The organism is Micromonospora sp. DT63 (assembly GCF_049841615.1).
In the GTDB taxonomy this organism is placed as follows: domain Bacteria; phylum Actinomycetota; class Actinomycetes; order Mycobacteriales; family Micromonosporaceae; genus Micromonospora.
This window is the reverse complement of record NZ_JBNCKQ010000001.1, coordinates 1,282,506-1,304,310: the sequence shown is the minus strand read 5'-3', so window position 1 is coordinate 1,304,310 and position 21,805 is coordinate 1,282,506. Positions and strand designations below refer to the sequence as shown.

22 protein-coding genes are annotated in these 21,805 nt (G+C 70.6%); 14 read left to right on the top strand and 8 right to left on the bottom strand.

Going from position 1 to position 21,805, the window contains the following annotated elements:
• Positions 1–149: 149 nt before the first annotated feature.
• Together ACLQ27_RS05880 and ACLQ27_RS05875 are read left to right on the top strand one after the other, a co-directional pair.
• On the top strand, positions 150–728 hold the full coding sequence (locus ACLQ27_RS05880) for a winged helix-turn-helix domain-containing protein (RefSeq protein ID WP_357574197.1): 579 nt from the start codon (positions 150–152) through the stop codon (positions 726–728).
• Between the two features lie 4 nt (positions 729–732).
• Positions 733–2,016, top strand: coding sequence for an MFS transporter (locus ACLQ27_RS05875; RefSeq protein WP_425865856.1), 1,284 nt, complete (start codon positions 733–735; stop codon positions 2,014–2,016).
• A 145-nt stretch (positions 2,017–2,161) separates the two neighbouring features.
• On the opposite strand, the gene ACLQ27_RS05870 is transcribed toward ACLQ27_RS05875, so the two are convergent.
• From ACLQ27_RS05870 to ACLQ27_RS05855, 4 genes are all read right to left on the bottom strand, one after another.
• On the bottom strand, positions 2,162–2,689 hold the full coding sequence (locus ACLQ27_RS05870) for a cupin domain-containing protein (RefSeq protein ID WP_357492800.1): 528 nt from the start codon (positions 2,687–2,689) through the stop codon (positions 2,162–2,164).
• A gap of 72 nt (positions 2,690–2,761) precedes the next feature.
• Complete coding sequence (locus ACLQ27_RS05865) at positions 2,762–3,388, bottom strand: TetR/AcrR family transcriptional regulator (protein ID WP_425865855.1); 627 nt, start codon at positions 3,386–3,388, stop codon at positions 2,762–2,764.
• 119 nt (positions 3,389–3,507) lie between these two features.
• The gene (locus ACLQ27_RS05860; protein WP_425865854.1) at positions 3,508–4,593 is read right to left on the bottom strand and encodes a hypothetical protein; all 1,086 of its coding nucleotides are present in this window, start codon (positions 4,591–4,593) and stop codon (positions 3,508–3,510) included.
• A 181-nt stretch (positions 4,594–4,774) separates the two neighbouring features.
• Positions 4,775–6,271, bottom strand: a complete 1,497-nt coding sequence (locus tag ACLQ27_RS05855; RefSeq protein WP_357574194.1) for a DUF1996 domain-containing protein — start codon at positions 6,269–6,271, stop codon at positions 4,775–4,777.
• 258 nt (positions 6,272–6,529) lie between these two features.
• On the opposite strand from ACLQ27_RS05855, the gene ACLQ27_RS05850 reads away from it, so the two are divergent.
• The 5 genes from ACLQ27_RS05850 to ACLQ27_RS05830 all read left to right on the top strand — a co-directional run bounded on the left by ACLQ27_RS05850 (position 6,530) and on the right by ACLQ27_RS05830 (position 9,935).
• The gene (locus tag ACLQ27_RS05850; RefSeq protein WP_357492792.1) at positions 6,530–7,183 is read left to right on the top strand and encodes a TMEM175 family protein; all 654 of its coding nucleotides are present in this window, start codon (positions 6,530–6,532) and stop codon (positions 7,181–7,183) included.
• 151 nt (positions 7,184–7,334) lie between these two features.
• On the top strand, positions 7,335–7,748 hold the full coding sequence (locus ACLQ27_RS05845) for a DUF6069 family protein (protein WP_357492790.1): 414 nt from the start codon (positions 7,335–7,337) through the stop codon (positions 7,746–7,748).
• A 39-nt stretch (positions 7,749–7,787) separates the two neighbouring features.
• Positions 7,788–8,141, top strand: coding sequence for a YciI family protein (locus ACLQ27_RS05840; protein ID WP_234581158.1), 354 nt, complete (start codon positions 7,788–7,790; stop codon positions 8,139–8,141).
• Positions 8,142–8,160: 19 nt separating this feature from the next.
• A complete protein-coding gene (locus tag ACLQ27_RS05835) occupies positions 8,161–9,360 on the top strand; it encodes an RNA polymerase sigma factor (protein ID WP_425865853.1) in 1,200 nt (399 codons plus the stop codon).
• Positions 9,357–9,935 (top strand): dihydrofolate reductase family protein, encoded by a 579-nt coding sequence (locus ACLQ27_RS05830; RefSeq protein ID WP_425865852.1) that lies wholly within the window; start codon positions 9,357–9,359, stop codon positions 9,933–9,935. The genes ACLQ27_RS05835 and ACLQ27_RS05830 overlap by 4 nt, the downstream gene beginning before the upstream one ends.
• Before the next feature lie 87 nt (positions 9,936–10,022).
• On the opposite strand, the gene ACLQ27_RS05825 is transcribed toward ACLQ27_RS05830, so the two are convergent.
• On the bottom strand, positions 10,023–10,439 hold the full coding sequence (locus ACLQ27_RS05825) for a hypothetical protein (protein ID WP_357492782.1): 417 nt from the start codon (positions 10,437–10,439) through the stop codon (positions 10,023–10,025).
• Between the two features lie 137 nt (positions 10,440–10,576).
• On the opposite strand from ACLQ27_RS05825, the gene ACLQ27_RS05820 reads away from it, so the two are divergent.
• From ACLQ27_RS05820 to ACLQ27_RS05805, 4 genes are all read left to right on the top strand, one after another.
• Positions 10,577–11,515 (top strand): NBR1-Ig-like domain-containing protein, encoded by a 939-nt coding sequence (locus ACLQ27_RS05820; RefSeq protein WP_425865851.1) that lies wholly within the window; start codon positions 10,577–10,579, stop codon positions 11,513–11,515.
• Between the two features lie 205 nt (positions 11,516–11,720).
• Complete coding sequence (locus ACLQ27_RS05815) at positions 11,721–12,578, top strand: peptidoglycan-binding domain-containing protein (protein ID WP_357492779.1); 858 nt, start codon at positions 11,721–11,723, stop codon at positions 12,576–12,578.
• Between the two features lie 34 nt (positions 12,579–12,612).
• A complete protein-coding gene (locus tag ACLQ27_RS05810) occupies positions 12,613–13,497 on the top strand; it encodes a peptidase inhibitor family I36 protein (RefSeq protein WP_234581169.1) in 885 nt (294 codons plus the stop codon).
• A gap of 6 nt (positions 13,498–13,503) precedes the next feature.
• Positions 13,504–14,427: a SpoIID/LytB domain-containing protein gene (locus ACLQ27_RS05805; RefSeq protein ID WP_357574189.1), complete on the top strand. Its 924-nt coding sequence runs from the start codon at positions 13,504–13,506 to the stop codon at positions 14,425–14,427.
• Positions 14,428–14,487: 60 nt separating this feature from the next.
• On the opposite strand, the gene ACLQ27_RS05800 is transcribed toward ACLQ27_RS05805, so the two are convergent.
• On the bottom strand, positions 14,488–14,769 hold the full coding sequence (locus ACLQ27_RS05800) for a hypothetical protein (RefSeq protein ID WP_234581173.1): 282 nt from the start codon (positions 14,767–14,769) through the stop codon (positions 14,488–14,490).
• A gap of 12 nt (positions 14,770–14,781) precedes the next feature.
• Positions 14,782–15,573 (bottom strand): hypothetical protein, encoded by a 792-nt coding sequence (locus ACLQ27_RS05795; protein WP_425865850.1) that lies wholly within the window; start codon positions 15,571–15,573, stop codon positions 14,782–14,784.
• A gap of 606 nt (positions 15,574–16,179) precedes the next feature.
• On the opposite strand from ACLQ27_RS05795, the gene ACLQ27_RS05790 reads away from it, so the two are divergent.
• The 3 genes from ACLQ27_RS05790 to ACLQ27_RS05780 all read left to right on the top strand — a co-directional run bounded on the left by ACLQ27_RS05790 (position 16,180) and on the right by ACLQ27_RS05780 (position 20,743).
• On the top strand, positions 16,180–17,646 hold the full coding sequence (locus ACLQ27_RS05790) for an endo-1,4-beta-xylanase (protein WP_357492774.1): 1,467 nt from the start codon (positions 16,180–16,182) through the stop codon (positions 17,644–17,646).
• A gap of 172 nt (positions 17,647–17,818) precedes the next feature.
• Positions 17,819–19,600 carry a hypothetical protein gene (locus ACLQ27_RS05785; protein ID WP_425865849.1) on the top strand — a complete coding sequence of 594 codons (1,782 nt, stop codon included), beginning with the start codon at positions 17,819–17,821 and terminating at the stop codon, positions 19,598–19,600.
• Between the two features lie 60 nt (positions 19,601–19,660).
• Positions 19,661–20,743 carry a glycosyltransferase family 2 protein gene (locus ACLQ27_RS05780; protein ID WP_357492770.1) on the top strand — a complete coding sequence of 361 codons (1,083 nt, stop codon included), beginning with the start codon at positions 19,661–19,663 and terminating at the stop codon, positions 20,741–20,743.
• Between the two features lie 24 nt (positions 20,744–20,767).
• Here ACLQ27_RS05780 and ACLQ27_RS05775 read toward each other — a convergent pair whose 3' ends face one another.
• A complete protein-coding gene (locus ACLQ27_RS05775; protein WP_425865848.1) occupies positions 20,768–21,703 on the bottom strand; it encodes a hypothetical protein in 936 nt (311 codons plus the stop codon).
• Positions 21,704–21,805: the final 102 nt, after the last annotated feature.

Genomic DNA, 21,805 nt, shown 5'->3' with positions numbered 1-21,805 from the left:
CCGGGTCGGCATACCCGCGCGGCGCCACGTCATCTCCAGCAGAGGCCCCGCACCGGCCGGGCCTCTTCGTTGATGCGAAACACTCATTGCGAAAACGATCTGCAGGAGCGTATAAACGAAAGAAGTCTTTCGCTTAGGAGTGTCACGCCATGGAGCCGACGGAACATCGCGTACGGGTACGGGACGCCACCACACTGCGCGCGCTCGCCCACCCGCTGCGCCTGCGGTTGCTGCGCTATCTGCTGGCCGCCGGCCCGCGAACCGCCGCCCAGTGCGCCGAGGCCCTCGACGACACGGGCTCGAACTGCAGCTACCACCTGCATCAGCTGGCCCGGCACGGCCTCATCGAACGGGTCTCCGCCGAGGGGTCCAACCGACGTGACCGGCCCTGGCGTGCCGCCTCCACCGGGCTCGAATACCTTCCCGACTCCGATGACGCCGACGGACAGCAGGTCAACGACGCACTGACCGCGCTCGAGCTCGACGAGGTGTTCCGGTCGCTGCAGCGCTACCAGAACCGTCAGCACAAGCTGACCGACGAGTGGCGGGAGAGCGCGACCTTCCACAACTACACGCTGTCGCTCACCCCGGAGGAGTTGCGACACCTCACGCTGACCCTCGACGCGGTCATCCGGCCGTACCTGCGCCCACTGCGCAACGCGCCCCCGAGCCACGCCCGACCGGTCAGCCTCAGCCTGCAGGCCTACCCCACACCGGAATTCCTCTGACATGGTGACGCTGTTGCGTCACCGCGGATTCGTCGTGATCTGGGCCGCGGGGCTCTGCTCGAGCGTGGCGAGCTGGCTGCTGCTCACCGGGCTGCCGATCTACGTGTTCGGTGTGACCGGCTCGGCGTCCACCACCTCCGCCGTCTTCCTCGTCGAGCTGCTGTGCGGCATCACGCTGGGGTCGTTCGCCGGTGCTCTGGCCGACCGCTACGACAGGTTCCGGCTCATGGGCTGCGTCGCCGTGGTGCAGGCGGCAGTGGTGCTTCCCCTGCTCGCCGAACCGGGCCACCAGCTGTGGGTCATCTGCCTGATCGCCGGCGCCCAGGCCGTGCTGACGCAGACGTTCGACTCCGCCCGCAACGCGGCGCTGCCCAGCCTCGTCGAACCCGCGCACCTGGTGAGTGCCAACAGCATGGTGGCGCTCAACATCAGTGTCGGACGGCTGATCGGAGGCTCGCTCGGTGGGTTCGCGATCACCCGCGCCGGCACGGGTTACCTCGCCATCGGCGCGGTCGTGGCCTTCACGACCACGGCAGCCCTGATCGTCGCCGGCCGCCGGGCCGCGCGTCGCGGCGCCGCGCGGTCAAACCCACCGGAACGTACGTCGTCGTTCTTCACCACCTGGCGCTCTGGCCTCGCGGCGATGCTGCGCAACCCCACCGTGCGGGTGACGATCCTGAGCGTGGCGCTGGGCGGCATCGCGCAGGGCCTGTTCGTGGTGCTCTTCGTGGTCTTCGTCAGCCGCGCGCTGCATGCCGACGGCACGCTCACCGGCGTGCTTCGGGGCGTACAGGCGATCGGCGGTGTGGCCAGCGGGCTCATCGTCGGAATGCTGGGGGCGCGGCTCAGCTCCCGGCTGCTGATGAGCCTCGGCGCCACCACGTTCGGCCTGATCAGCCTGGTCATCTGGAACGGACCGGCGGTCACCCGTCAACCCGGGTGGTACGTCCTGCTGTTCATCCTGGTCGGCGTGCCGGGCGTCGCCTACGGCAGCGGGGCCTTCGCGCAGATCCAGCAGAGCGTGCCGGAAACCGATCTCGGCCGGGCCTTCGGCGCCTACTACGCGATCTACAACGCGGCACAGGGCCTGGGCATGGCGGCGGCCGGTCTGCTCGGCGACGCGCTCGACGTCGTGCTCGTCCTCAACGTGCAGGCGGCGTTGTACCTGGCCTCCGGTGCGGTCGCCTACGTGGGCCTGCGGCCCGTCCGCGGCGCCGCTGCACCGTCCGGCAGAAAGATCCTGGCCAGCAGGGGCGGGCGCCGGGAGACCGTCGAGTCCGCGCCGTAGCCGCGGCCTTCCCGGACAGGCAGAGCACCGTGGAGAACGGCGGCGGCGTCTACGTCGGCAGCGGCGTCCGACAGCAGCACGGAGCATCCGGTCCCGCCCGGGCTCGATCATCAGATCGGACCCGTGGCGGGGCCGGTTGCGCGCGTCAGAGCAGCTCGCTGCGGTACTCGGGAGCCAGGTCGGCCGCGCGTTGCCGGCGTTGCGCCAGCTCGTCGTCGGTGAGCCGCGGTGGCGGTGCGTCCGCCCCGGCGATTCTGTCGCCGACGCGCAGGAAGTACTCGTCCTGCCCGGCGGGGGTGCACATGCACAACATGCGGGCGGGTGCGCCGGAGGTGTTGCGGAAGTGGTGCGGGGCGTTGGCCGGGATGTTGACGGTCGAGCCGGCCCGGACCGTGCGTTTCTCCCCGCGGAAGGTGAATTCGATCTCGCCTTCGAGGAGGGTGAACATCTCCTCGAAGTCGTGCCGGTGCGGAGGCGGTCCGCCGCCGTCGGGGATGCGCATGTCGATCAGGCAGTACCGGCCGTTGGTTTGCTCACCGGTGATCAACATGGCGTAGGTGCCCCCGGCGAGGGAGATCCAGGTGGTCGCCGGTTCGTCGGGGCCGGCGATGGTGAGTGTTCGGGTCGGGTCGTCGTCCGGGATGGCGGGGGCGGCGCGGTCGGAGGCGCTCATGCTGCTCGTCCTTCCTGGGCTGCGTCAGCAGGGCTCGCGGACGCCCTCCTTCTTCTCCGGGCGACGAGCCCGTTAAACGGAATATATCGTCCGGCTAGCCGGAACTCGTTGCTCTCCGGGATGCGCGCCGCGGCCCCCGGCGGGGGATTGACCCGGGCGGAGCGCGGTCAGGAAGAGGTCGATCTGGCGACCGGCGACTTCCGGCCAGTCGCCCACGCCGGGCATCGGCACCGCGATCAGCGAGCCGAAGATGATGACATCGCGGGCCGTCAGATCCGGCCGCAACGATCCGTCGGCGACGCCGCGCTCGACCATCCGGCCGACACCGGCCCACACGCGCCGCTCCAGGCTCCGGTACTCCGGATCGGTGGTGACCGGGGCGCCGTGATGCGGCAGGAAGAGCTCCGTGCCGTGCCGGACCGTGCCGACCAGGAACTCGTGCACCGCGTCGATGCCCGTGACCCCGCGCTCGAGCACCTCGTCGACCAGGGCGAGGACCATGCCGATCGAGCGGATCTGCAGGGCGACCAGCAGGGCCTCGCGGTCGCGGAAGTGACGGTAGAGCGTCCCGACGCCCACACCGGCCTCCCGGGCGACCACCGCCATGGGGGCGGCCAGGTCACGCTGCAACGTGCGCAACGCCGCCGTCAGGACCTTCTCCCGGTTGGCCACGCCGTCGCTGCGCGGGGCACGACTCACCGTCGGTCCGCCGGGCGCGCTGCCATCATGCCCCGAATCCTAGGGGCTCGGTGGGGTGACGCGGCGTCATCGTGCCGGCGGCGACCGCGGTCGGCGCCACCGCCGGCACGGTGGTGGCGTCAGAGCCGGGAGGTGAAGGTGGCCAGGAAGCGGTGCGGGGTGACGACGCCGGCGTTGTCGAAGCAGATCACGTCGACGTCGGCGTTGGTGGTGTACGTCCACGGTTGGGTGAGGTGGCAGTAGTTGCTGCCGGCGCCCTGCGCGACCACCTGGACGTGGGTCTCCTTGAGACCGATCTGCGGGAAGGTCGCCAGGTAGCGGCCGGCCGGCACCAGCGGCGCCACCGTGTTCGCGCCGACGCCGAGCACCGAGTTGTCGTTGGTCGGCCCGCCGACGGCGGTGCCCAGGTAACCGAAGTACGACGACGGTGCGAGGGAGCCGATCACCGGCCGCCGACGGTGGTACGACAGGGCGAAGTCGGTGTTGATGAACGCGCCGGCCTGGTCGTAGCAGAAGACGTACACCTGCACGTCGCTGCCGACCGCGGCCCAGGAGTAGACCTTGCACCGGCGCGGGCCGGCGTTGGGCTGTACGGCGGTGACCTGCACGTCGCCGGCGAGCACCCCGGCCAGACCGACCCCGGGCAGCCGCACCAGGTACTGCCCGACCCCCAGGGGCCCGACCGTGTTCACCACGCCCGTCGAGTTGTACGACTGCACCACCACGCCGCCGCCCCACTGCACGTACGCGTGGGAGGTGCCGGCCGGCAGCACGCCCGAACTGGTCGTCCAGAGCACGGTGAACGGGGTGTCCTCGCGCGTGCCGCCGGGCCGGTGGCACTGCACGTCGACGATCTCGTCGGCGCCGGACTGGAACCAGCGGACCACCTCGCAGTAGTGCCCGGTCCGGTTCACCGGGGTCACGTGCGGCACGCCCCGCGAACTGGCGCCCACCTGTGGGAAGCGGACCTGGAACCGGCCGGGCGCGAGCTTGACGCCGTCGGCCCAGGCGGCCGGGAACGCGGTCTTCCAGCTACCCCACTGCCGGCTGGTGTCCAGCACGGTCCAGACCGGCACCGTGGGGTCCTTCACGTACGCGAACCCCCAGCGGTCGGCGGTGGCCGCGGCGGCCGGTGCGGGCGGAGTGAGCGCGCCGGCGGCCAGGACGGCGGCCAGCGCGGCGGTGACGAACGATCGGAGACGCATGTGTTCCTCCACTCGACGGGGACGGGTCGCAGAGGAGTGTGCTCGCCGTGACGTGATGGTCACAGTCGGCTACTGCGCGCTCCGGTGTCGGGTGTCGGCCACCGGGACCGATCGGCGCGGTGAACGGTGAACGGCCCCCTCGCCGGGGCGAGGGGGCCGTCCAGGAGTGGGGAGGCGGGGATCAGCCGCCGGCGAACGTCGGTTCCACCCCGCACTTGGCGTTCTGGTTCAGGCAGGACTTCACCAGGGCGCCCAGGTGCTCGGGCTCCCAGGCGTTCATGAAGTCGCCGTGCATCGAGGACGGCCTGCCGGAGGAGAGGCTGAGGCCGTCCCCGCCCAGCGACTCGTAGTTGACCATGAAGGAGAGATCGGGCACCGCCACCGGGTACCTGCCGGTGCAGACACCGTTCACCGGGTCACCCATGTGCGACTTGTGATCGGGCGAGTCGATGTTCTCACCGTCCCAGCAGTCCTTGAACACCAGCTGGAAGATCAGGTTGCCGCCGGGGGCGCAGACCGGCCAGTTGCCGTCGGCGCTGCGGCCGATCTCGGCGCTGCCCGCGCACCAGAACTGGTTGCTGCCGGCGTTCTTCGGGGTGTCGACCTGCTTCTTGGCGTCGCCCTCGACCACCCGCAGGCCCGGGGGGAAGGGCTTGACGGTCGACGGGTCCTTGACCCGCGAGCCGTAGTAGACCCGGAAGCTCTTCATCGGTACCGGCTTGCCGTCCTTGCGCAGCTCCGGGACCCAGTAGGCGCTCAGGTCGCCAGGGGCGTTGCAGGTGGTCTTCGAGGCGAGCAGCTTGTCGGTGGTGGTGAAGGCGTCGACCTTGGGGCCGAAGAACGTGTGCATGTGCGAGGCGCCCGAGAGGCCGGGCAGGACGATCGGGTCGTCCGGGGCGGAGTTGGCGACCTCGCAGTCGGTGTGGAACTCGGGAACGCGGGTGGTGCCCGGCGGCACCGCCTTCGGGGTGATCGCGGTGAAGGCGGCCAGCTCCCTGCTCCACGCGGCCTGGTCGACCGGAACCCAGCCGGCGGCCGGCGCGCTCGGCGGGACCGACGCGGAGGGCGAGGCGGACGGAGTGCGAGTCGGTGCCGACGACGTGGCCGGTGCGGCCGACGTGCTCGGCGACGTCGCCGTCGTGGGGCCGAACGTGAACCAGTTCAGATTCACGAAGTCGGACGTCGAGGTGCTCCTCATGACGGCGAAGACGGTCTGCGGGCCGGTCGGCACGCCGGATGCGGTGGCGTTGACCGTCGTCCACTTCTGCCAGCCACCGGTATGGGTGATCGGGAAAGTGGCCAGCAGCGTGCCGGTCTGCGTGCCGAGGCGCAGTTCGACGGCCCCGCCGTCGGTGTTGTGAGCGGCGACGCGGGCCGTCAGCTCCGCGCCGGTCACCGAGATGCCGTCGTACCGCAGCCAGTCGCCGTTGGCGAGCCAGCCGACGTTCCTGCCGCCGTCGGCGTCGCCGGTGCTCTCGGTCTGCGCGCCGGACTGCGCCGCGAAGGCCTCCGCCTGGACGCGGCCGGGCACGGCGACCTCCTCGGCCTGCGCGCCGGCGATGTAGATGCCACTGCCGCCCAGTGCGGCGACGACAGCGGCGGCGAGCGTGACGCGGGCGAGGCGACGGCGCTTTCGCGCCCGGTCCGGCGGTGCGACATGCGCGGGGGGAGTCCGCATTACCAGTGGTGTCCTTCGAGTCGGGCGATAACGCTCCTGTCGGGTGAAGTATGTGCACGTCCAGAGCCTGCATCAACGTGCGGAAAAAGAATTAAGGAGGGCGGTCCGCAGGTCTCCTGGTAGCCGGCGTCCCGGCTCCGGATAACAGTTTTTCGCCCCCGCAGACTTAAGTTTGTTTTAACTCCGGGAAAGCGACCCGGTTCCGGTGATTACGAATTTTGCGGTAACGAATCGTCATCCGATCGGATACTGGAGGGCATGTCGTCCGGTCGTCCTGGCACTCCTCGGCTCGCGCGCCAGCCGGGGCGGCTGGTCGCCTTCAGCGACGGCGTCTTCGCCATCGCCGTCACGCTTCTCGTGCTGGAGATCCAACCGCCGAAGGACTTCGGGCGCCTCCTGCCGGGCCTCGGGGCGTTGTGGCCGTCGTACCTGGGGTACGCGTTGAGCTTCCTGCTCGTCGGGCAGGTCTGGGTCAACCATCACGTCATGTTCGACCGGGTCCGGCACGTCGACCGTCCGGTCCTGTTCCTCAACACGCTGCTCCTGATGGTCATCGCGTTCCTGCCGTTCTCCACGTCGCTGCTCGCCGACGCGCTCCGCGCGGAGCAGGGGCTGCGGACGGCGGTCGTCGTCTACGGCACGACACTGTGGTTGGCGGCGGCCCTGTTCAACGTCATCTGGGTCCACCTCCGCCGGGCGCGACTCCTGGACCCCAGTCTCGGTCCCTTCGGCGTGCGGGCCATCGGCCGCCGATTCGCACTCGCGCTGGCCTGGATCGGCGGCGGCATCCTCGTCGGCGCGTTCGTGCCGATCGCTGGCGTCGTCATCATCGCGGCCTTCCTGCCCGCCTACTACCTGCCCATCCGCGGCGAGTACGGCGAGGACGACAAGACCACCGGCCGTCCCGCCTGAACCGCACCGGACGGCCCGCGGGCTGGCTCGTCGTACACCGGCGACGAGGCCGTCAAAATATTGTGGGTGCGCCTGTCGATCGGGACCGGCTCTCTTCGTAGCCAGGGTGAGAGCCCGGAATCGAGACGGGCCACACCCGCTGGAGGGCACGATGACCACCACCGCGCAGACCACCCGCACCACCACGGCGGCCTTCGGCGCGCTGATCGGGGCCGGTGCGATCGCCACGACCGCCGCGAGCGCCGCCACCATGACCGTCGCCGCCGCCGGCCACGCGGCAGGTATCAGCCTCGACGTGAGCGGCGCCCCGATTCCGGTGGCGGGGTTCGGCGTGCTGACCGCCGTCTTCTCGTCGATCGGCGTGCTGCTCGCCGTGCTGCTGTCCCGCTTCGCACGGCGTCCGCGGCGCGCGTTCGTCCGTACGACTGTGGCGCTGACGGTCCTGTCCCTGGTGCCGGACGTGCTCGCCGACGCCGGGACGGCCACCAGGGCGCTGCTGATGCTCACCCACCTGGTCGCGGCCGCGATCGTGATCCCGGCTGTCGCGCGCCGCCTGGCCGCCTGACCTGTTCCCCACTCATCGTCGAGCTATCGGAGGATCACCATGAAGCAGTACCTGCTGTCCGTGCACGTCGTCGAGGGCGCACCGACGCCGTCGGACGAGGAAACGCAGATCATGTTCCGGGAGACCGGTCGGATCAACGACGACATGCAGGCCGCGGGCGCCTGGGTCTTCGGCGGGGGGCTCACGTCGCCCGACAGCGCCACTGTCGTCCGGGTCGAGAACGGCGCCACCTCCATGAGCGATGGGCCGTTCGTCGAGACGAAGGAACACATCGCCGGATTCTGGGTGATCAAGTGCGCGGATCTGGACCAGGCGCTGGCCTGGGCCGAGAGGTGCGCGGCCGCCTGCGGCCCGATCGAGGTGCGCCCCTTCGACGAACTGTCCCAAGCCTGAGCGGGAGCTGTCGCCCGACATGGACCTGGCGAGCATCTACCGCGCGGAGTACGGCCGCTGCGTCGCCACACTGGCCCGCATCCTCGGTGACATCAACCTCGCCGAGGAGGCGGTCCAGGACGCCTTCACGACGGCGCTGCAGAAGTGGGAGTCCCCACCGCCGAATCCCGGCGCCTGGATCGTGACGACCGCGCGGAACAGGGCCGTCGATCGCCTCCGCCGGGAGTCGACCCGCGAGGCCCGGCACGCCCAGGCCCTGCTGCTGCACCAACAGGACGAGCCCCAGGAGGTGGGACCGGTGAAGGACGACCAGCTTCGACTCATCTTCACCTGCTGTCACCCGGCACTCGCCCCGGACGCGCGGACGGCCCTGACGCTCCGCCTGCTCGGCGGTCTGGAGGTACCGGAGATCGCGCGGGCCTACCTGGTTCAGGAGACGACAATCGCGCAGCGGATCGTGCGCGCGAAGAAGAAGATCCGGGACGCGGGGATCCCGTACCGGGTACCCGCCGAACACGAGCTGCCGGACCGGCTGCCGCCCGTGCTCACCGTGCTCTACCTGATGTTCAACGAGGGTTACGCCTCCACCGCCGGGCCGCTGATCAGAACGGACCTGTGCGCCGAGGCGATCCGGCTCGCCCGCGAACTGGCCGCCCTGATGCCCGACGAACCCGAGGTGCTGGGCCTGCTCGCCCTGCTGCTGCTGACCGAGGCACGCCGTCCGGCCCGGCTCGGCCCGACCGGCGGACTCGTCCTCCTCGTCGACCAGGACCGGTCACTGTGGAACCGCGCGCTCATCGTCGAGGGCCACGACCTGGTCCGGCGCTGCCTGCGGCGCAACCGGCCCGGCCCGTACCAGATCCAGGCCGCGATCGGCGCGGTGCACACCGACGGCGCGGCCACCGACTGGCCGCAGGTCCTGGCGCTGTACGACCAGCTCTTCGCGCTCGCGCCGACCGCCATCGTCGCGCTCAACCGTGCCGTCGCGGTCGCCGAGGTGCACGGGCCGGCGGTAGCCCTCGCCGCGTTGGAGGACGTCGACCTCCCGGGCTACCACCGGCTGCCCGCCACCCGTGCCGAGCTGCTGGCCCGGCTCGGGCGCGACCGCGAGGCCCGCGCCGCCTACGACCAGGCCATCGCGCTGACCAGCAACGAGACCGAGCGCGCTTTTCTGCGGACGCGTCGTACCGAACTCACCCACCCGAGGAGACCATCGTGACCGCCACCTACACCTTCGACGTCTTCACCAGCCTCGACGGCTTCGGCAGCACAACCGGCAACTGGGGCGGCTTCTGGGGTAAGCAGGGCCCGGAGCTGCTGGAGCGCCGCCTCGCCACGTACGGCGAGGATTCGCGCATGGTTTTCGGCGCCCGCACGTTCGAGTTGTTCGGGCAGATGCTGGCCGACAGCACCGAGGAGTCCGACGTACGGGACGCCTGGGTCACCCGCATGATCAACCTTCCGGCGACGATCGTGTCGAACACGCTGCAGGGCCCGCTCGACTGGCCGGACGCGACAGTCGTACGCGGTGACGCCGTCGACGTCGTCGCCCGGCTCAAGGAGGAGTCCGAGGTGCCGTTGCGGTCACACGGCAGCCTCTCGATGAACCGGGCACTGCTGGCCGCCGGGCTGGTCGACTTCATCCAGGTGACGCTCTTTCCGGTGGTCACCGGTCAGACCGGAACGGAGCCGATCTTTCACGGGACGGCCGACTACGACCTGGAGCTGATCGAGTGCCGGACCCTCGACGGCCGCTCCCAGGAACTCACCTACCGACCCACCCGGCACACCTGAGTCGTCAGCGCCACCCGACGGTGGTGCGGTGCCGCCGGCCGTGCCTGATGATCCCCGGCCGCGGCACCGGACGCCCAGCCGTGCCGGTCAGCAGCGCACCTCGGTCTCCTTCTGCGCCACGTCGGAGATCCCACCGAGGGCCCGGGTGCACACCGTCAGCGTGTTGGCGCCCAGCGACCAGACGTCCGGCCCGCTCGAGCACTGCAGGTCGCGAAGCGTGCTTCCGGTGACGATCGACGTGCAGACCTGGTAGGAGCCGTGGGTGGCGCGGTACTGCTGCCACACGTACGTGTAGGCGTAGTTCTTGCCGCAGCCCTTGTACTGCTTGACCGAGGCGGCGGTCTGCCCGCCGACGGTGACGTACGCCGTCGCGCCGATCTGCACCGAGCTCGCGCAGCGCGGGTTCGTCTCGGCGTGGGCGGGGCCGGCGAACGCCATCGTCGCGGGCACAGCCAGCCCAGCGGCCGCGAGGATGCGTACACCGCGTCGGGAAAGGCTCTTCATCGATGACCTCCTTCAGTGCACCGGGACCGTTGATCCCCGTGTCGTCGATGCACCACATTGATGCTCGCTGTGGCCCGTTCGGTAGCCTCTGACACGCTCTGACAACGTCTGACGAAGCTGTCTGACATGGGGGACTGATGAAGGACCAGCGTGCCGCCGCGGAGTCGATTCAGGACGGACGGGCCGCCGAGAGGTTCGCCGAGCAGTTGCGGACACTGCGCAGCGCCGCGGGAGACCCGTCGTTCCGCAAGATGGCGGGGCGATCAGGCCGGATCTCGCACACGACCCTGCACGAGGCCGTCGCCGGGACCCGGTTTCCCTCCTGGGAGACCACGCGGGAGTTCGTCCGGGCGTGCGAGGCGGACGAGGCCCTGTGGCGGTGCCGTTGGGAGGACGCGCAGCGCCCGGGGCCGGCCCCCCGACCCGGCGGGGACGGAGACGGAGACGGAGACCGCGCGCCGGTCGTCGCCGCGTCCGCGCCGAAGGAGCAGGGCGTGGTGCAGGTCGTGGAGTATCCGCGGGCCGAGGATGGCGTCGCGGCCAGGCGGCGGCGTCGACTGCCGTGGCTCAACGCCGCAGCCGTGGTGCTGGTGGTGGCGGTGGCCGCCGTCCTGGGCGTGACCGTTCGTGGCAGGTCCGACCCGGACGGCCCCGGCACACCTACCGCGTCACCGTCACCGGTGGCGTCGCCGACCACTACGGCATTCTCGGACTCGCTGATCCCCGGGGACTCGAGCAGATTCGTCGGCGACGTCACCATCCCCGACGGCACCCAGGTGAAGGTCAACGCCCAGTTCGACAAGGTGTGGGCTCTCGCGAACGTGGGAAAGGTCGACTGGCACAACCGGTACCTGGCGCGGATGGACCCCACCGCCGACGGTGCGGGTTGCCGGACACCGGACCGGGTGCAGATCGGTGACACGCCGCCCGGTGAGCAGGTGATGATCCGTGTTCGGGTCACCGCGCCGAGCCGCCCCGGCAAGTGCTGGGTCAGTTGGAAGATGGTCGACGAGGCCGGGCGGGAGTACTTCCCGACCCGGCGGCCGGTGTACTTCATGGTCACCGTGACCGCCTGAGGGTCAGGCCGCGGGCTCCGGGTGGCCCCGATGCGATCGATCGCTGTCAGGCACGAGCGTCGAGCCAAACTGACAACACCGCATTCATCGAGGTCGGTGAGGGTCTGACGGATCTGACAGACACCAGGGGTACCGAACAGCACCGCACTTCTCGCAGGGTGATGTCGAACCGAGTACGACTCACCAGCTACGAGGAGGACCCATCTTGCGCCGTCCCTGGTTATCCGTCGGGCTCGCCGCGCTCTGCGTGGCCGTCGGCGTCCCGGCCCACGCGGCGGCATCCGACGCCACAGCGCCGCGGGCCGTCACCACGGCCGCACGGCCGGTCGTGGACATGGAGGCCACCGTCCTGGCCGCTCAGATCGACCCCCGCCGGGCCGACAACACACTGACTCCGGGTGCGAAGAACTCCGTGCTCGCCGTGGAGCAGGCGTTGCAGGCGCAGGGCCTGCTGAACGCGCAGTGGGTCGACGGCTACTTCGGCACGGTGACCGTCTCGGCGTACGCGGCGTACCAACGCTCACTCGGCTACACCGGGCTGGCCGCGAACGGGCTGCCCGGCACGACGTCGCTGACGAAGCTCGGGCTGAACCGCTACACCGTCGGCAACACGATCGGTCCGGGCGCGAAGGTCCCGCGCGACGGGTACGTCGTCAACGCCCGTACCCAGGCGATGCTGGCCGAGGCCCAGCGTCTGCTCGGTTACACCCTGGTGCTCGACCAGGGCTCGTACAACCCCGGGGGCGACCCCACCTCGGCCGGCACGCACGACGGCGGGGGCGTGGTGGACATCGCGGTCACCGGCATGACCGCCGCCAGGCGCACCGCAGTCGCCCGGGCCCTGCGCCAGGTCGGCTTCGCCGCCTGGGTCCGCAACCCCAACCAGGGCGACTGGCCGTGGCACATCCACGCCACGGCGATCAGCGACACGGACCTGTCCAGTCAGGCGCAGCACCAGGTCGGTGACTACTACCTCGGCATGAACGGCCTGGCCAACCAGGGACCGGACGACGGCCCCCAGGTCCCGATCAGGACCTGGGAGCAGTACCAGCGCGGGCAGTGACCCGCATCCCCCTCACCGTTCGCGAAAGGACACCATGAACATCCGTAAGAGCCTCGCCGCCGTCGGCGTCGCGCTGGCCGCGACCACCTCGATCCTCAGCGTCGCATCGCCCGCCTCGGCGGCGGCCCGAGACGGGGTCTGCGACAGCGGCGAATTCTGCTACTACTACAACAGCGACAACGCGGGGTCGATCTCGGACTTCACCGGTTCGCTCGACGACTACGGCACCGAGCAGCCCTCGTGTTACGACTTCAAGGGCGCCGGCGCCGGCAAGGGCCTGTGCATCAAGAACGAGGCCGCCTCGGTCTGGAACCGCAGCACCAAGACCGTACGCGTCTACTACAACAGTGGCTACGCCGGTTCCTACCAGGACTTCGCGGCCGGTGCGAAGGGCAACCTCAACTCCACGCTGAAGAACAACAACGCCTCGCACCAGTTCTCGCCGTCGACCCGCACGAACCTGTCGTACGCCCTGTACCAGGCCAGCGGCGGTGCGGTCACGTGCGGCTTCGACGGTTACACCACCACGCCCGGCCGGCACGAGGGCATCGACATCGCCCGCAGCGTCGGCTCGGACGTGCACGCCCTGGTCTCCGGAACGGTCACCTACGTCGCGCAGGGCAGCACCGGCAGCGGCGGCCTGTCCACGATCTCCGTCTACAACTCCTCGCTCAACAAGACGGTGATCTACCTGCACACCGCGCCGAGGTCCGGGGTGAGCGTGGGCGACGCCATCAGCAAGGGCCAGATCATCGCGGATGAGTCGTGGCACGGGGTGTCCTCCAGCTCGGGCGCGCACACCCACGTCGAGGTCCGGGCCGGTCGGCAGACCCACGCGGCCGTCAGCGTCGGTGACCCCACGCTGGACAACGCCGACCCGACCGCGTTCTGGAACGCCCAGGGCTACAACGAGAAGTAGGACGCCATGAATATCCGCAAGGGCCTCGCCGTCGTCGGCGCCGTGCTCGCCATGTCCACCTCCATCCTGAGTGTCGCCTCGCCGGCGGCGGCGGCCGAACGGGACGGAACCTGCGACAGCGGCGAGTTCTGCTACTACTACAACAGCAACCAGGCCGGCTCGGTCTCCGACTTCACCGACTCCCTGGACGACTACGGCACGACCCAACCGACCTGCTACGACTTCAAGGGCGCGGGCGCCGGCAAGGGCCTGTGCGTGAAGAACAACGCCGCGTCGGTGTGGAACCGTACCGGCAAGACCGTGCGGGTCTACTTCAACAGCAACTTCGCCGGTGCCACCCAGGACTTCGCGTCCGGGGCGAAGGGCAACCTCAACGCCACGCTGAAGAACAACAACGCCTCGCACGAGCTGCTGAGCGGACCGACGGGCTGTAGCACCGACGGCACCAACAGCAAACTGCCGAGCACCATCCTCGTCTACCGGGTCAGTCTCGGCCGAGTCGATCGGGTCGACTTCAAGACGTACGTCAAGAACGTCCTCCCGAACGAGTGGATCACGAGTTGGCCGGCTGCCTCGCTGGACGCCGGTGCGATGGCCGTGAAGAGCTACGCCTGGTACTGGGCGCTGCACTCGACCCGCAAGACCTCCGGCGGCCAGTGCTACGACGTCCGGGACGACACGGGCGACCAGGTCTACCGGCCGTCGTCGGCCCAGACCTCGACGTCGGCGGCGGTGGACCGGACCTGGTCGACCCGGATGACCCGGAGCGGCAACATCCTGCGGGCGCACTACTGCGCGACCACCACCGCGTGCGGTGGCTGGGTGGACGGGGACTGGCTGTCGCAGTACGGCTCCCGTGATCTCGCCAACTCGGGCAGCAGCTACCAGGCGATCCTGCGCCACTACTACCGCGACGTGGTCATCTCCTGACGTCACGCGTCATCCGACGACGAAGCGCCCCGTCCGGCCTGGACGGGGCGCTTCGTCGGTTCAGCCGAGGTCTGTGCCGGGCACCGGTCCGGCCTCGTCGGCGCTCGACGCCGGGGCGGCCACCTCGATCCGGGGCGACCGGTCCGGCGGAAGATGAGCGCGGTCGGCGATCACCACCACATCCACCTCCCCGTCGATCATCTTCTGCTCGACGGCCTCCCACGGCGCCCGCATGATCCCGTTCAGTCGGTAGTCATGCCGGCGGAGGTGGGTCAGACACGACGCGATGGCGTGCTCCGACGGCTCGATGTCGGCCGGTACCCAGATAACGGCTAGTTCCATGATCTCTCCTGATCAACGTCGTGGACGCGGGTGACAGATCAGGAGTTGCCGGGGCGGTGGGGGACCCCGCTCCACGGGCCGGCTGATGGCATGGCTGTCGAAGGGGAGGACGGCACGCCCCCGGTGCAGCGCTGCGACGGGCGGCGGCCCGTAGGCCGCCGGCGCCTTCTGGTCGAGCCCGCCGGCGCCGGAGCCGGCGCCGGCGGGTGCGGACACGAATGCCAGCACCAACGCCGGTCGCACCGGCAGGGGGCCGGCGGGAGGGGGTGGCGCCGACAGCGGTCGAGCGGTCATCGCCGTCGGCGTTCGAGTGGGCACGCGGCCGTCGACGGTGCCGGGGAGGCGGGCCCGGGACGCTCGCGCCGTCACCTGGGTCGGCGGCGGTGGCGCGGTGGCGCGTGCGGCCGGCGGGGCCGAGGCCGACGGAACGCGCGGCGGGGACGACTGTCGCGCACGGGGTCGTCGGGCTGGCGCGGCGGTGGAGGGTTCGACCGACAGCGCGCCGGCGACACTCGGCAGGGGCAGGGGGACGGCTGTCGGCACGGGCAGTGGGACGGCCGTCGGCAAGGACCGGCCGACGTCCAGCGGTGTCTCGACCACGTCGTGCAGCAGCGCCCCGACGATTCCCGGCGCGGTGGCGTCCTGTGCCGGTGCGCGGGTGGTCGGCGACGGTGCCGGTGACGGGGCGGCGTGCGCGGGCTCGGGGCCCAGGGCCGCGCCGAGGGCCGCCGCCCCCAGCGCTGCCGCTCCGAACGCCGCTGCGCCGAGCGTGGGCGGCGGCGGACACCGCTTCGGCCGCCTCACGCCGTCCCATCCATGCGCGGACTGTTGCCCCCGGGTAACTCGGGTTACACCTGTCGCGGACCGATCCGCGGCCACCGCGCCGGTCCAGCTTCGCCGGGCGCGTGCGGCGCGCGGGTCCCCGCTCCGCGCCCCTGTGGTACGCCGGGCAGGTGACCTGGACTGTGAGCGATAACAAGACCGTCGCGCGGCGCACCCACAGCGTCGGAGCGGCACGGATCGTCGACCCGATCCCGTCCGGACGTCGACAGGTGGCAATGGGACACGCTCCGCGAACCGATTCGGCCGGGCAACTATGTGGCCGGCTCGTTACGTCTTGACGAACAGCATGTTATCGCTCACTCTCGATGCAGAGGTCGGCGGCGTCGGTGGCTCACCGGGCGAGTCCCGCGGTCGCGCCTCGAAGCACGGCGTCCCCGGGCAGCGGACGTCGTCTCAGGACTCGCGTGGTTGCCGGCGAGCGCCGGCCAGGCTGCGTGCGCTGTGCGCAGTGCCCAGGATGATCGTTCCGGATTCCTCGGCTCACGCCGGCGCCTGTCGTCGGGACCAGTCCGTCCTGAGTGAAGTGGCACATCACCACCACCGATGCAACCACTGAGAAGGAACGACATGAGACCCAAGAAAGCTCTGCTGGCGACGGCGACCCTCGCGGTCGCGCTGACCGCGGGTATGACCATGGCGCTGGCGCCCATGGCCAGCGCCGGAACGACGTTGAAGGCCTCGGCGGCCGAGAAGGGCCGTTACTTCGGCGCCGCCGTCGCGACGGGCAAGCTCTCCAACAGCCAGTACGTCGGCATCCTCAACAGCGAGTTCAACCAGGTCACCCCCGAGAACGAGATGAAGTGGGACGCCACCGAGCCGTCCCAGGGTGCGTTCAACTACAGCGGTGGTGATCGTCTGGTCAGTCACGCGCAGGCCAATGGCATGAGGGTGCGGGGGCACGCGCTGTTGTGGCACGCCCAGCAGCCGGGGTGGGCGCAGGGCATGTCCGGCACCGCGCTGCGTAACGCCGCGATCAACCACGTCACCCAGGTCGCCACCCACTTCCGGGGCAAGATCTACGCCTGGGACGTGGTGAACGAGGCGTTCGCCGACGGCGGCAGCGGCGGGCGACGGGACTCGAACCTGCAACGCACCGGCAACGACTGGATCGAGGCGGCGTTCCGCGCCGCCCGCGCCGCGGACCCGGGCGCGAAGCTCTGCTACAACGACTACAACACCGACGGCATCAACGCGAAGTCGACAGGCATCTACAACATGGTGCGCGACTTCAAGTCCCGCGGCGTACCGATCGACTGCGTCGGCTTCCAGTCCCACCTCGGCACCACGTTGGCCAGTGACTACCAGGCCAACCTCCAGCGCTTCGCCGACCTCGGCGTCGACGTGCAGATCACCGAGCTGGACGTGATGACCGGCTCCAACCAGGCCAACATCTACGGTGCGGTCACCCGCGCCTGCCTGGCCGTCGCCCGTTGCGCCGGCATCACCACCTGGGGCGTGCGCGACAGCGACTCCTGGCGCGGTAGCGACAACGCGCTGCTGTTCGATGGTTCGGGCAACAAGAAGGCGGCGTACACCTCCGTCCTCAACGCTCTCAACGGGGGCAGCACCTCGCCCACCACGCCTCCGCCGGGCACCGGGGTGGACACCACCGCCTGGTACGTGTTGGTGAACCGCAACAGCGGCAAGGCGCTCGACGTGTACGAGCGGGCGACCACCGACGGCGCGCGGATCGACCAGTGGGCCCGCAACGACGGCGCGTGGCAGCAGTGGCAGTTCGTGGACTCCGGTGGCGGTTACTACCGACTGAAGTCCCGCAACTCGGGCAAGGTGCTGGATGTCTACAACTTCTCCACCGCCGACTCGGCGGCGATCGTGCAGTGGAGCGACGGCAACGGCACGAACCAGCAGTTCCGGCTGGCCGAGTCGTCCGGCGGCTACCTGCGCCTGATCAACCGCAACAGCGGCAAGGCCGTCGAGGTGCAGGGCGCGTCCACCGCCGACGGCGGGAACATCGTGCAGTATGCCGACTGGGGTGGCAACAACCAGCAGTGGCAACTGGTCCGGGTCGGGTAGCCACCCGACCCGCTGAACCGGCAGCGTGGTGGCGCGGACGCACCTCGTCCGCGCCACCGTCGCCGCTGGCCGCGACACCCCCTCGGCACCCGACAGTTGAACCTCGTGCCTGCGCATCCACGCTTCGGACAGCGGATGGACAAGGGCAGCACTATTGGAGAGCATCTATTTCATGATTATCCGGTCCGCCACCCCGCCACCGACCACGGAGAACGTGCCGCCCGAGCCGGTCTCCGACGACCGGCCACCGGCCGATTGGGGTCGATGGCGCTGGGTCCGTAACGAATGGACCGTGGCGGTCCTGGCGAGCCTGCTGGTGGCGGTGGTGCTGACCTGGCCGACGCTGCGGCACCCGGCGAGCACGATCCCCGGTGACCTGGGCGACCCGCTGTTGCAGGCGTGGCAGGTCGCCTGGTCGGGGCACGCTCTGCTGAGTAGCCCGGCCGACCTCTGGAACTCCAACACGTTCTACCCCGAGAAGTACACGTACGCCTACAGCGACACCCTGCTCGGCTACGCCCCGATGGGAATGCTCGGCTCCGGCTTCACGGCCGCCGTGATCCACTACAACGTGCTGTACGTGCTGCTGCACGCCTTGGCGTCGCTCGGGGCGTACGCCCTGGCGCGGCAGCTCGGCGCGAACCGGTGGGGCGGTGCGGTCGCCGGGATCGCGTGGGCGTACGCGCCCTGGCGGTTGGCGCACTCCGGGCACCTGAACATCCTGTCCAGCGCGGGAATCGCGCTGTCGCTGGCCATGCTGGCCCGGGGTCACGGCTGGTCGTTGCGCCACGGGTACCGGCCGGAGCTGCGCCGGCCCGGTTGGGCGGTGGCCGGGTGGCTGGTCGCCGCCTGGCAGGTCTCCCTCGGCTTCGGCATCGGCCTGCCGCTGGTGTACTTCCTGCTGGCCGCGGTGCTGGTGGCGGCGGGTTGCTACGGCTGGTCCTGGTGGCGGCGGGAGCGGCCGCCGTTCGGTCGGCGGCTGTTGCTCGCGGATCTGATCGGTGGGGGTGTGTTCGGCGCGGTGACGCTGCTGCTGGGCATGGTCTACCTGCGCGTCGTCGATCTCAACCCGCAGGCCGAGCGGACGCTGGACTGGACGAAGATGTTCTCGCCTCCGCTGATCGGGTTCGTCACCGCGCCCGCCGACTCGTGGTTGTGGGGCGAGCGGCACGCCGCCGCACGCGAACAGTTGTCCTGGCCGCCGGAGATGGCGCTGCTGCCGGGGATGATGCTGATCGGGTTGGCCGCGGCCGGGCTGTTCCTCTCGGCGTATCCGCTGCGGCACCGGGTCGCGCTGGGGCTCGGCGTGGTCGGCACGGTGCTGCTGGGTCTGGGCGCCACGCTCGGCGGTGACGGCGACCCGGGCTACCTGACACTGTCCACGCTCCTGCCGGGCTGGGACGCGTTGCGTACCCCCGGGCGGATGATGCACTGGACGAGCCTGCTGCTGGCGGTGCTGGCCGCCGGTGCGGTGACGGCGCTCGCCGAATCGCTGCGCGAGTCCTCGCCCCGCCAGTGGACGCGGATCCTCACGCCGCTGGTCCTGCTGGTGCCGTTGACCATGGTCACCCTGGAGGGCGTCAACCGGACGCCCCACCCGAGCGTGCCGCAGCCGCCGGCCGCGATGCGGACGGTGCAGGACCCGATCCTGGTGCTGCCGGCCGGCAGCGTGGGCGATCTGACGTACATGTTGTGGACGACCGACGGGTTCCCCCGGGTGACCAACGGTCTGGCCGGCTTCGAGCCGGTCAGTCAGGCGCAGACCCGGACCGCTGTGGCGTCGTTCCCCGACGCGGGCAGCGTGGCGTACCTGCGGGGGATAGGCGTGCGGTCGGTGGTGTTCGTGCCGAGCCGCGCCGCGGGGACGCCGTGGGAGGGCATCGCGGCCCGGCCCATCGACGGGCTGGGCATCACCCGGGAGGATCTCGATGGCACGCTGGTCTACCACCTCTGACCGCGCGGGCGCCGGACCGGCCGGCGTCGGCGTCGGACACCCGGGCACGGGCGGAAAGGGGTGACGACAGTGCGACTGTCCGTCGTGGTGCCCTGCTTCAACGAGGAGGCGTCGGTGGAGCGGCTGCACGAGACCGTGTGCGCCGCCCTCGCCGAGCTGCCCGACGTGGACGTCGAGGTGGTGTACGTCGACGACGGCAGCGAGGACGGCACCCTCGCGGCGCTGCGCCGGCTCGCCGCCGCGGACCCTGCTGTCTGCTACACGTCGCTGAGCCGGAACTTCGGCAAGGAGGCGGCGATGCTCGCCGGGTTGCAGCGGGCCACCGGTGACGCGGTGGTCATCATGGACGCCGACCTGCAACATCCGCCGCGGCTGCTGCCCGAGATGGTGATGCTGTACCAGCAGGGCTTCGACCAGGTGATCGCCCGTCGGGACCGGCGCGGTGACCGGTTCGTGCGGATGGTCGCCTCGCGGTCCTTCTACCGGGTGATCAACTGGTGGATCGACGTGCGCCTACAGGACGGGGCGGGTGACTTCCGTCTGCTGTCCCGACTCGCGGTGGACGCGATCCTGGCGATGCCGGAGTACAACCGCTTCTCCAAGGGACTGTTCTCCTGGATCGGCTTCCGGACGGCGGTGGTGGCCCACCCCAACGAGACCCGGCAGTCGGGTCGGAGCAGGTGGACGTTCGGCAAGCTCTTCAACTACGCGTTCGACGGCCTGCTGTCGTTCAACAACCGGCCACTGCGCCTGGCGATCTACGGGGGCCTGTTCCTCACGCTCATCGCGCTCGTCTACATGGCCTGGGTGGTCGCGGACGCCGTCGAGAAGGGCATCGACGTTCCTGGCTACACCACCATCATCGTCAGCGTGATCGGGCTCGGCGGCATCCAGATGACGATCCTGGGCGTGATCGGGGAGTACATCGGCCGGATCTACTACGAGACCAAGCGCCGACCGCACTACCTGGTGCAGGAGACGGAGCACCTGCGCGCGGAGACCGGCGACGGGCCGCGGCTGCAGGTTCCGCCCGTGCCACGCTCGACCGTACGCGGCCAACGGACGGTGCCGGCCCGGGAGGATTCCGTCGGCCGGGATCCGGCGCCCCGCCGGCGGGAGGTCCACGACCGCGACACCGGCTGACGGCGTGTGGCGCAGTCGGGTCGGTCAGCGACCGCAGGACGGGCACGCGCCGCGGGTGCGCAGGTGGTAGTCGCTGGACGCGGCGAGGAGGCCGAGCCCCAGGAGGCAGTACGCCGACATGGCCACCCAGAGGAACGCGTCGGAGAACTCGCTGGCCGACCCGGACGCCACCTGCGCCAGCCCCATGCCGAAATAGGCGACGATGGCCGCCCCGAGCCCGAAGCCCGGCACGAGCAGCAGCCGGCGGGGGATCGTACGGCCGGCGAGCAGTGGCACCCATCCCGGCCAGATTTCACCCCAGTGCCGCACCAGTGCCAGCGGTAACAGCACCCCGGCCAGCACCAGACCGATCTCCAACCCGATCACCGAGGCGTCCTGCGTGAGGCCGTCGAAGCCCACCACCGCCTGGGCCGCGAACCGGGTCACGAGGCCGGCCACCGCCACGTACGCGGCCCAGCGTGCCCACGGCGCGGGTGCCGAACGCCGCCGGCCGGGTGGGCCCGTCCGGCAGCAGTTGGGGCAGTCGCCCCGCGTGCGGCGCTGGTAGCGAGCGGTGGCCAGGCCGAGCAGGGCCGCTCCGGTGACGCACCCGAGCCGGCTCGCGAAGGCCACTGGATCGAAGGACGGGCCGGGGGCGAACAGCAGGAGACTCACCAGTTCCGGCAGCAGGATCGCGGCGGCCGCGACCAGTGCCCCGCCGAGCGCCCAGGCTGATCCCGCGAGCACCGGCCGCCAGGTCGCCGCCCGGTCCAGCGCCACCGCCGTCGCGCCTGCCGCCAGGCACAGCGCCACCGACCACCAGCCGGTGAAGCCGAGCAGGTCGGACCCGAACGGGCCGAACTCCGGCGCCTCCCCGATCGTCCACGCCAGACGTACACCGCCGTAGGCCACGGCCCAGGCGAGTACGGCGGAGGTTAGGTGGTTGCCGCTCCCGCGCGCGGTAGCTGTCGGTGTCGTCATGCCTCCGATCCTCGCGGGGCGCCGCCGGGAGCGGTCCCCTCCTGTCGGGGAAGGCGCTCCCCGCCGCGAGGGACGAGCCCCGGCGACCGATCTTGATCCGCC

Excerpts from the sequence above, each read along its gene's own strand:
- ACLQ27_RS05880 (WP_357574197.1), top strand. The coding sequence starts at position 150 with ATGGAGCCGACGGAACATCGCGTACGGGTACGGGACGCCACCACACTG.
- ACLQ27_RS05870 (WP_357492800.1), bottom strand. The coding sequence starts at position 2,689 with ATGAGCGCCTCCGACCGCGCCGCCCCCGCCATCCCGGACGACGACCCG.
- ACLQ27_RS05860 (WP_425865854.1), bottom strand. The coding sequence starts at position 4,593 with ATGCGTCTCCGATCGTTCGTCACCGCCGCGCTGGCCGCCGTCCTGGCC.
- ACLQ27_RS05855 (WP_357574194.1), bottom strand. The coding sequence starts at position 6,271 with ATGCGGACTCCCCCCGCGCATGTCGCACCGCCGGACCGGGCGCGAAAG.
- ACLQ27_RS05850 (WP_357492792.1), top strand. The coding sequence starts at position 6,530 with ATGTCGTCCGGTCGTCCTGGCACTCCTCGGCTCGCGCGCCAGCCGGGG.
- ACLQ27_RS05845 (WP_357492790.1), top strand. The coding sequence starts at position 7,335 with ATGACCACCACCGCGCAGACCACCCGCACCACCACGGCGGCCTTCGGC.
- ACLQ27_RS05840 (WP_234581158.1), top strand. The coding sequence starts at position 7,788 with ATGAAGCAGTACCTGCTGTCCGTGCACGTCGTCGAGGGCGCACCGACG.
- ACLQ27_RS05835 (WP_425865853.1), top strand. The coding sequence starts at position 8,161 with ATGGACCTGGCGAGCATCTACCGCGCGGAGTACGGCCGCTGCGTCGCC.
- ACLQ27_RS05825 (WP_357492782.1), bottom strand. The coding sequence starts at position 10,439 with ATGAAGAGCCTTTCCCGACGCGGTGTACGCATCCTCGCGGCCGCTGGG.
- ACLQ27_RS05820 (WP_425865851.1), top strand. The coding sequence starts at position 10,577 with ATGAAGGACCAGCGTGCCGCCGCGGAGTCGATTCAGGACGGACGGGCC.
- ACLQ27_RS05810 (WP_234581169.1), top strand. The coding sequence starts at position 12,613 with ATGAACATCCGTAAGAGCCTCGCCGCCGTCGGCGTCGCGCTGGCCGCG.
- ACLQ27_RS05805 (WP_357574189.1), top strand. The coding sequence starts at position 13,504 with ATGAATATCCGCAAGGGCCTCGCCGTCGTCGGCGCCGTGCTCGCCATG.
- ACLQ27_RS05800 (WP_234581173.1), bottom strand. The coding sequence starts at position 14,769 with ATGGAACTAGCCGTTATCTGGGTACCGGCCGACATCGAGCCGTCGGAG.
- ACLQ27_RS05790 (WP_357492774.1), top strand. The coding sequence starts at position 16,180 with ATGAGACCCAAGAAAGCTCTGCTGGCGACGGCGACCCTCGCGGTCGCG.
- ACLQ27_RS05785 (WP_425865849.1), top strand. The coding sequence starts at position 17,819 with ATGATTATCCGGTCCGCCACCCCGCCACCGACCACGGAGAACGTGCCG.
- ACLQ27_RS05775 (WP_425865848.1), bottom strand. The coding sequence starts at position 21,703 with ATGACGACACCGACAGCTACCGCGCGCGGGAGCGGCAACCACCTAACC.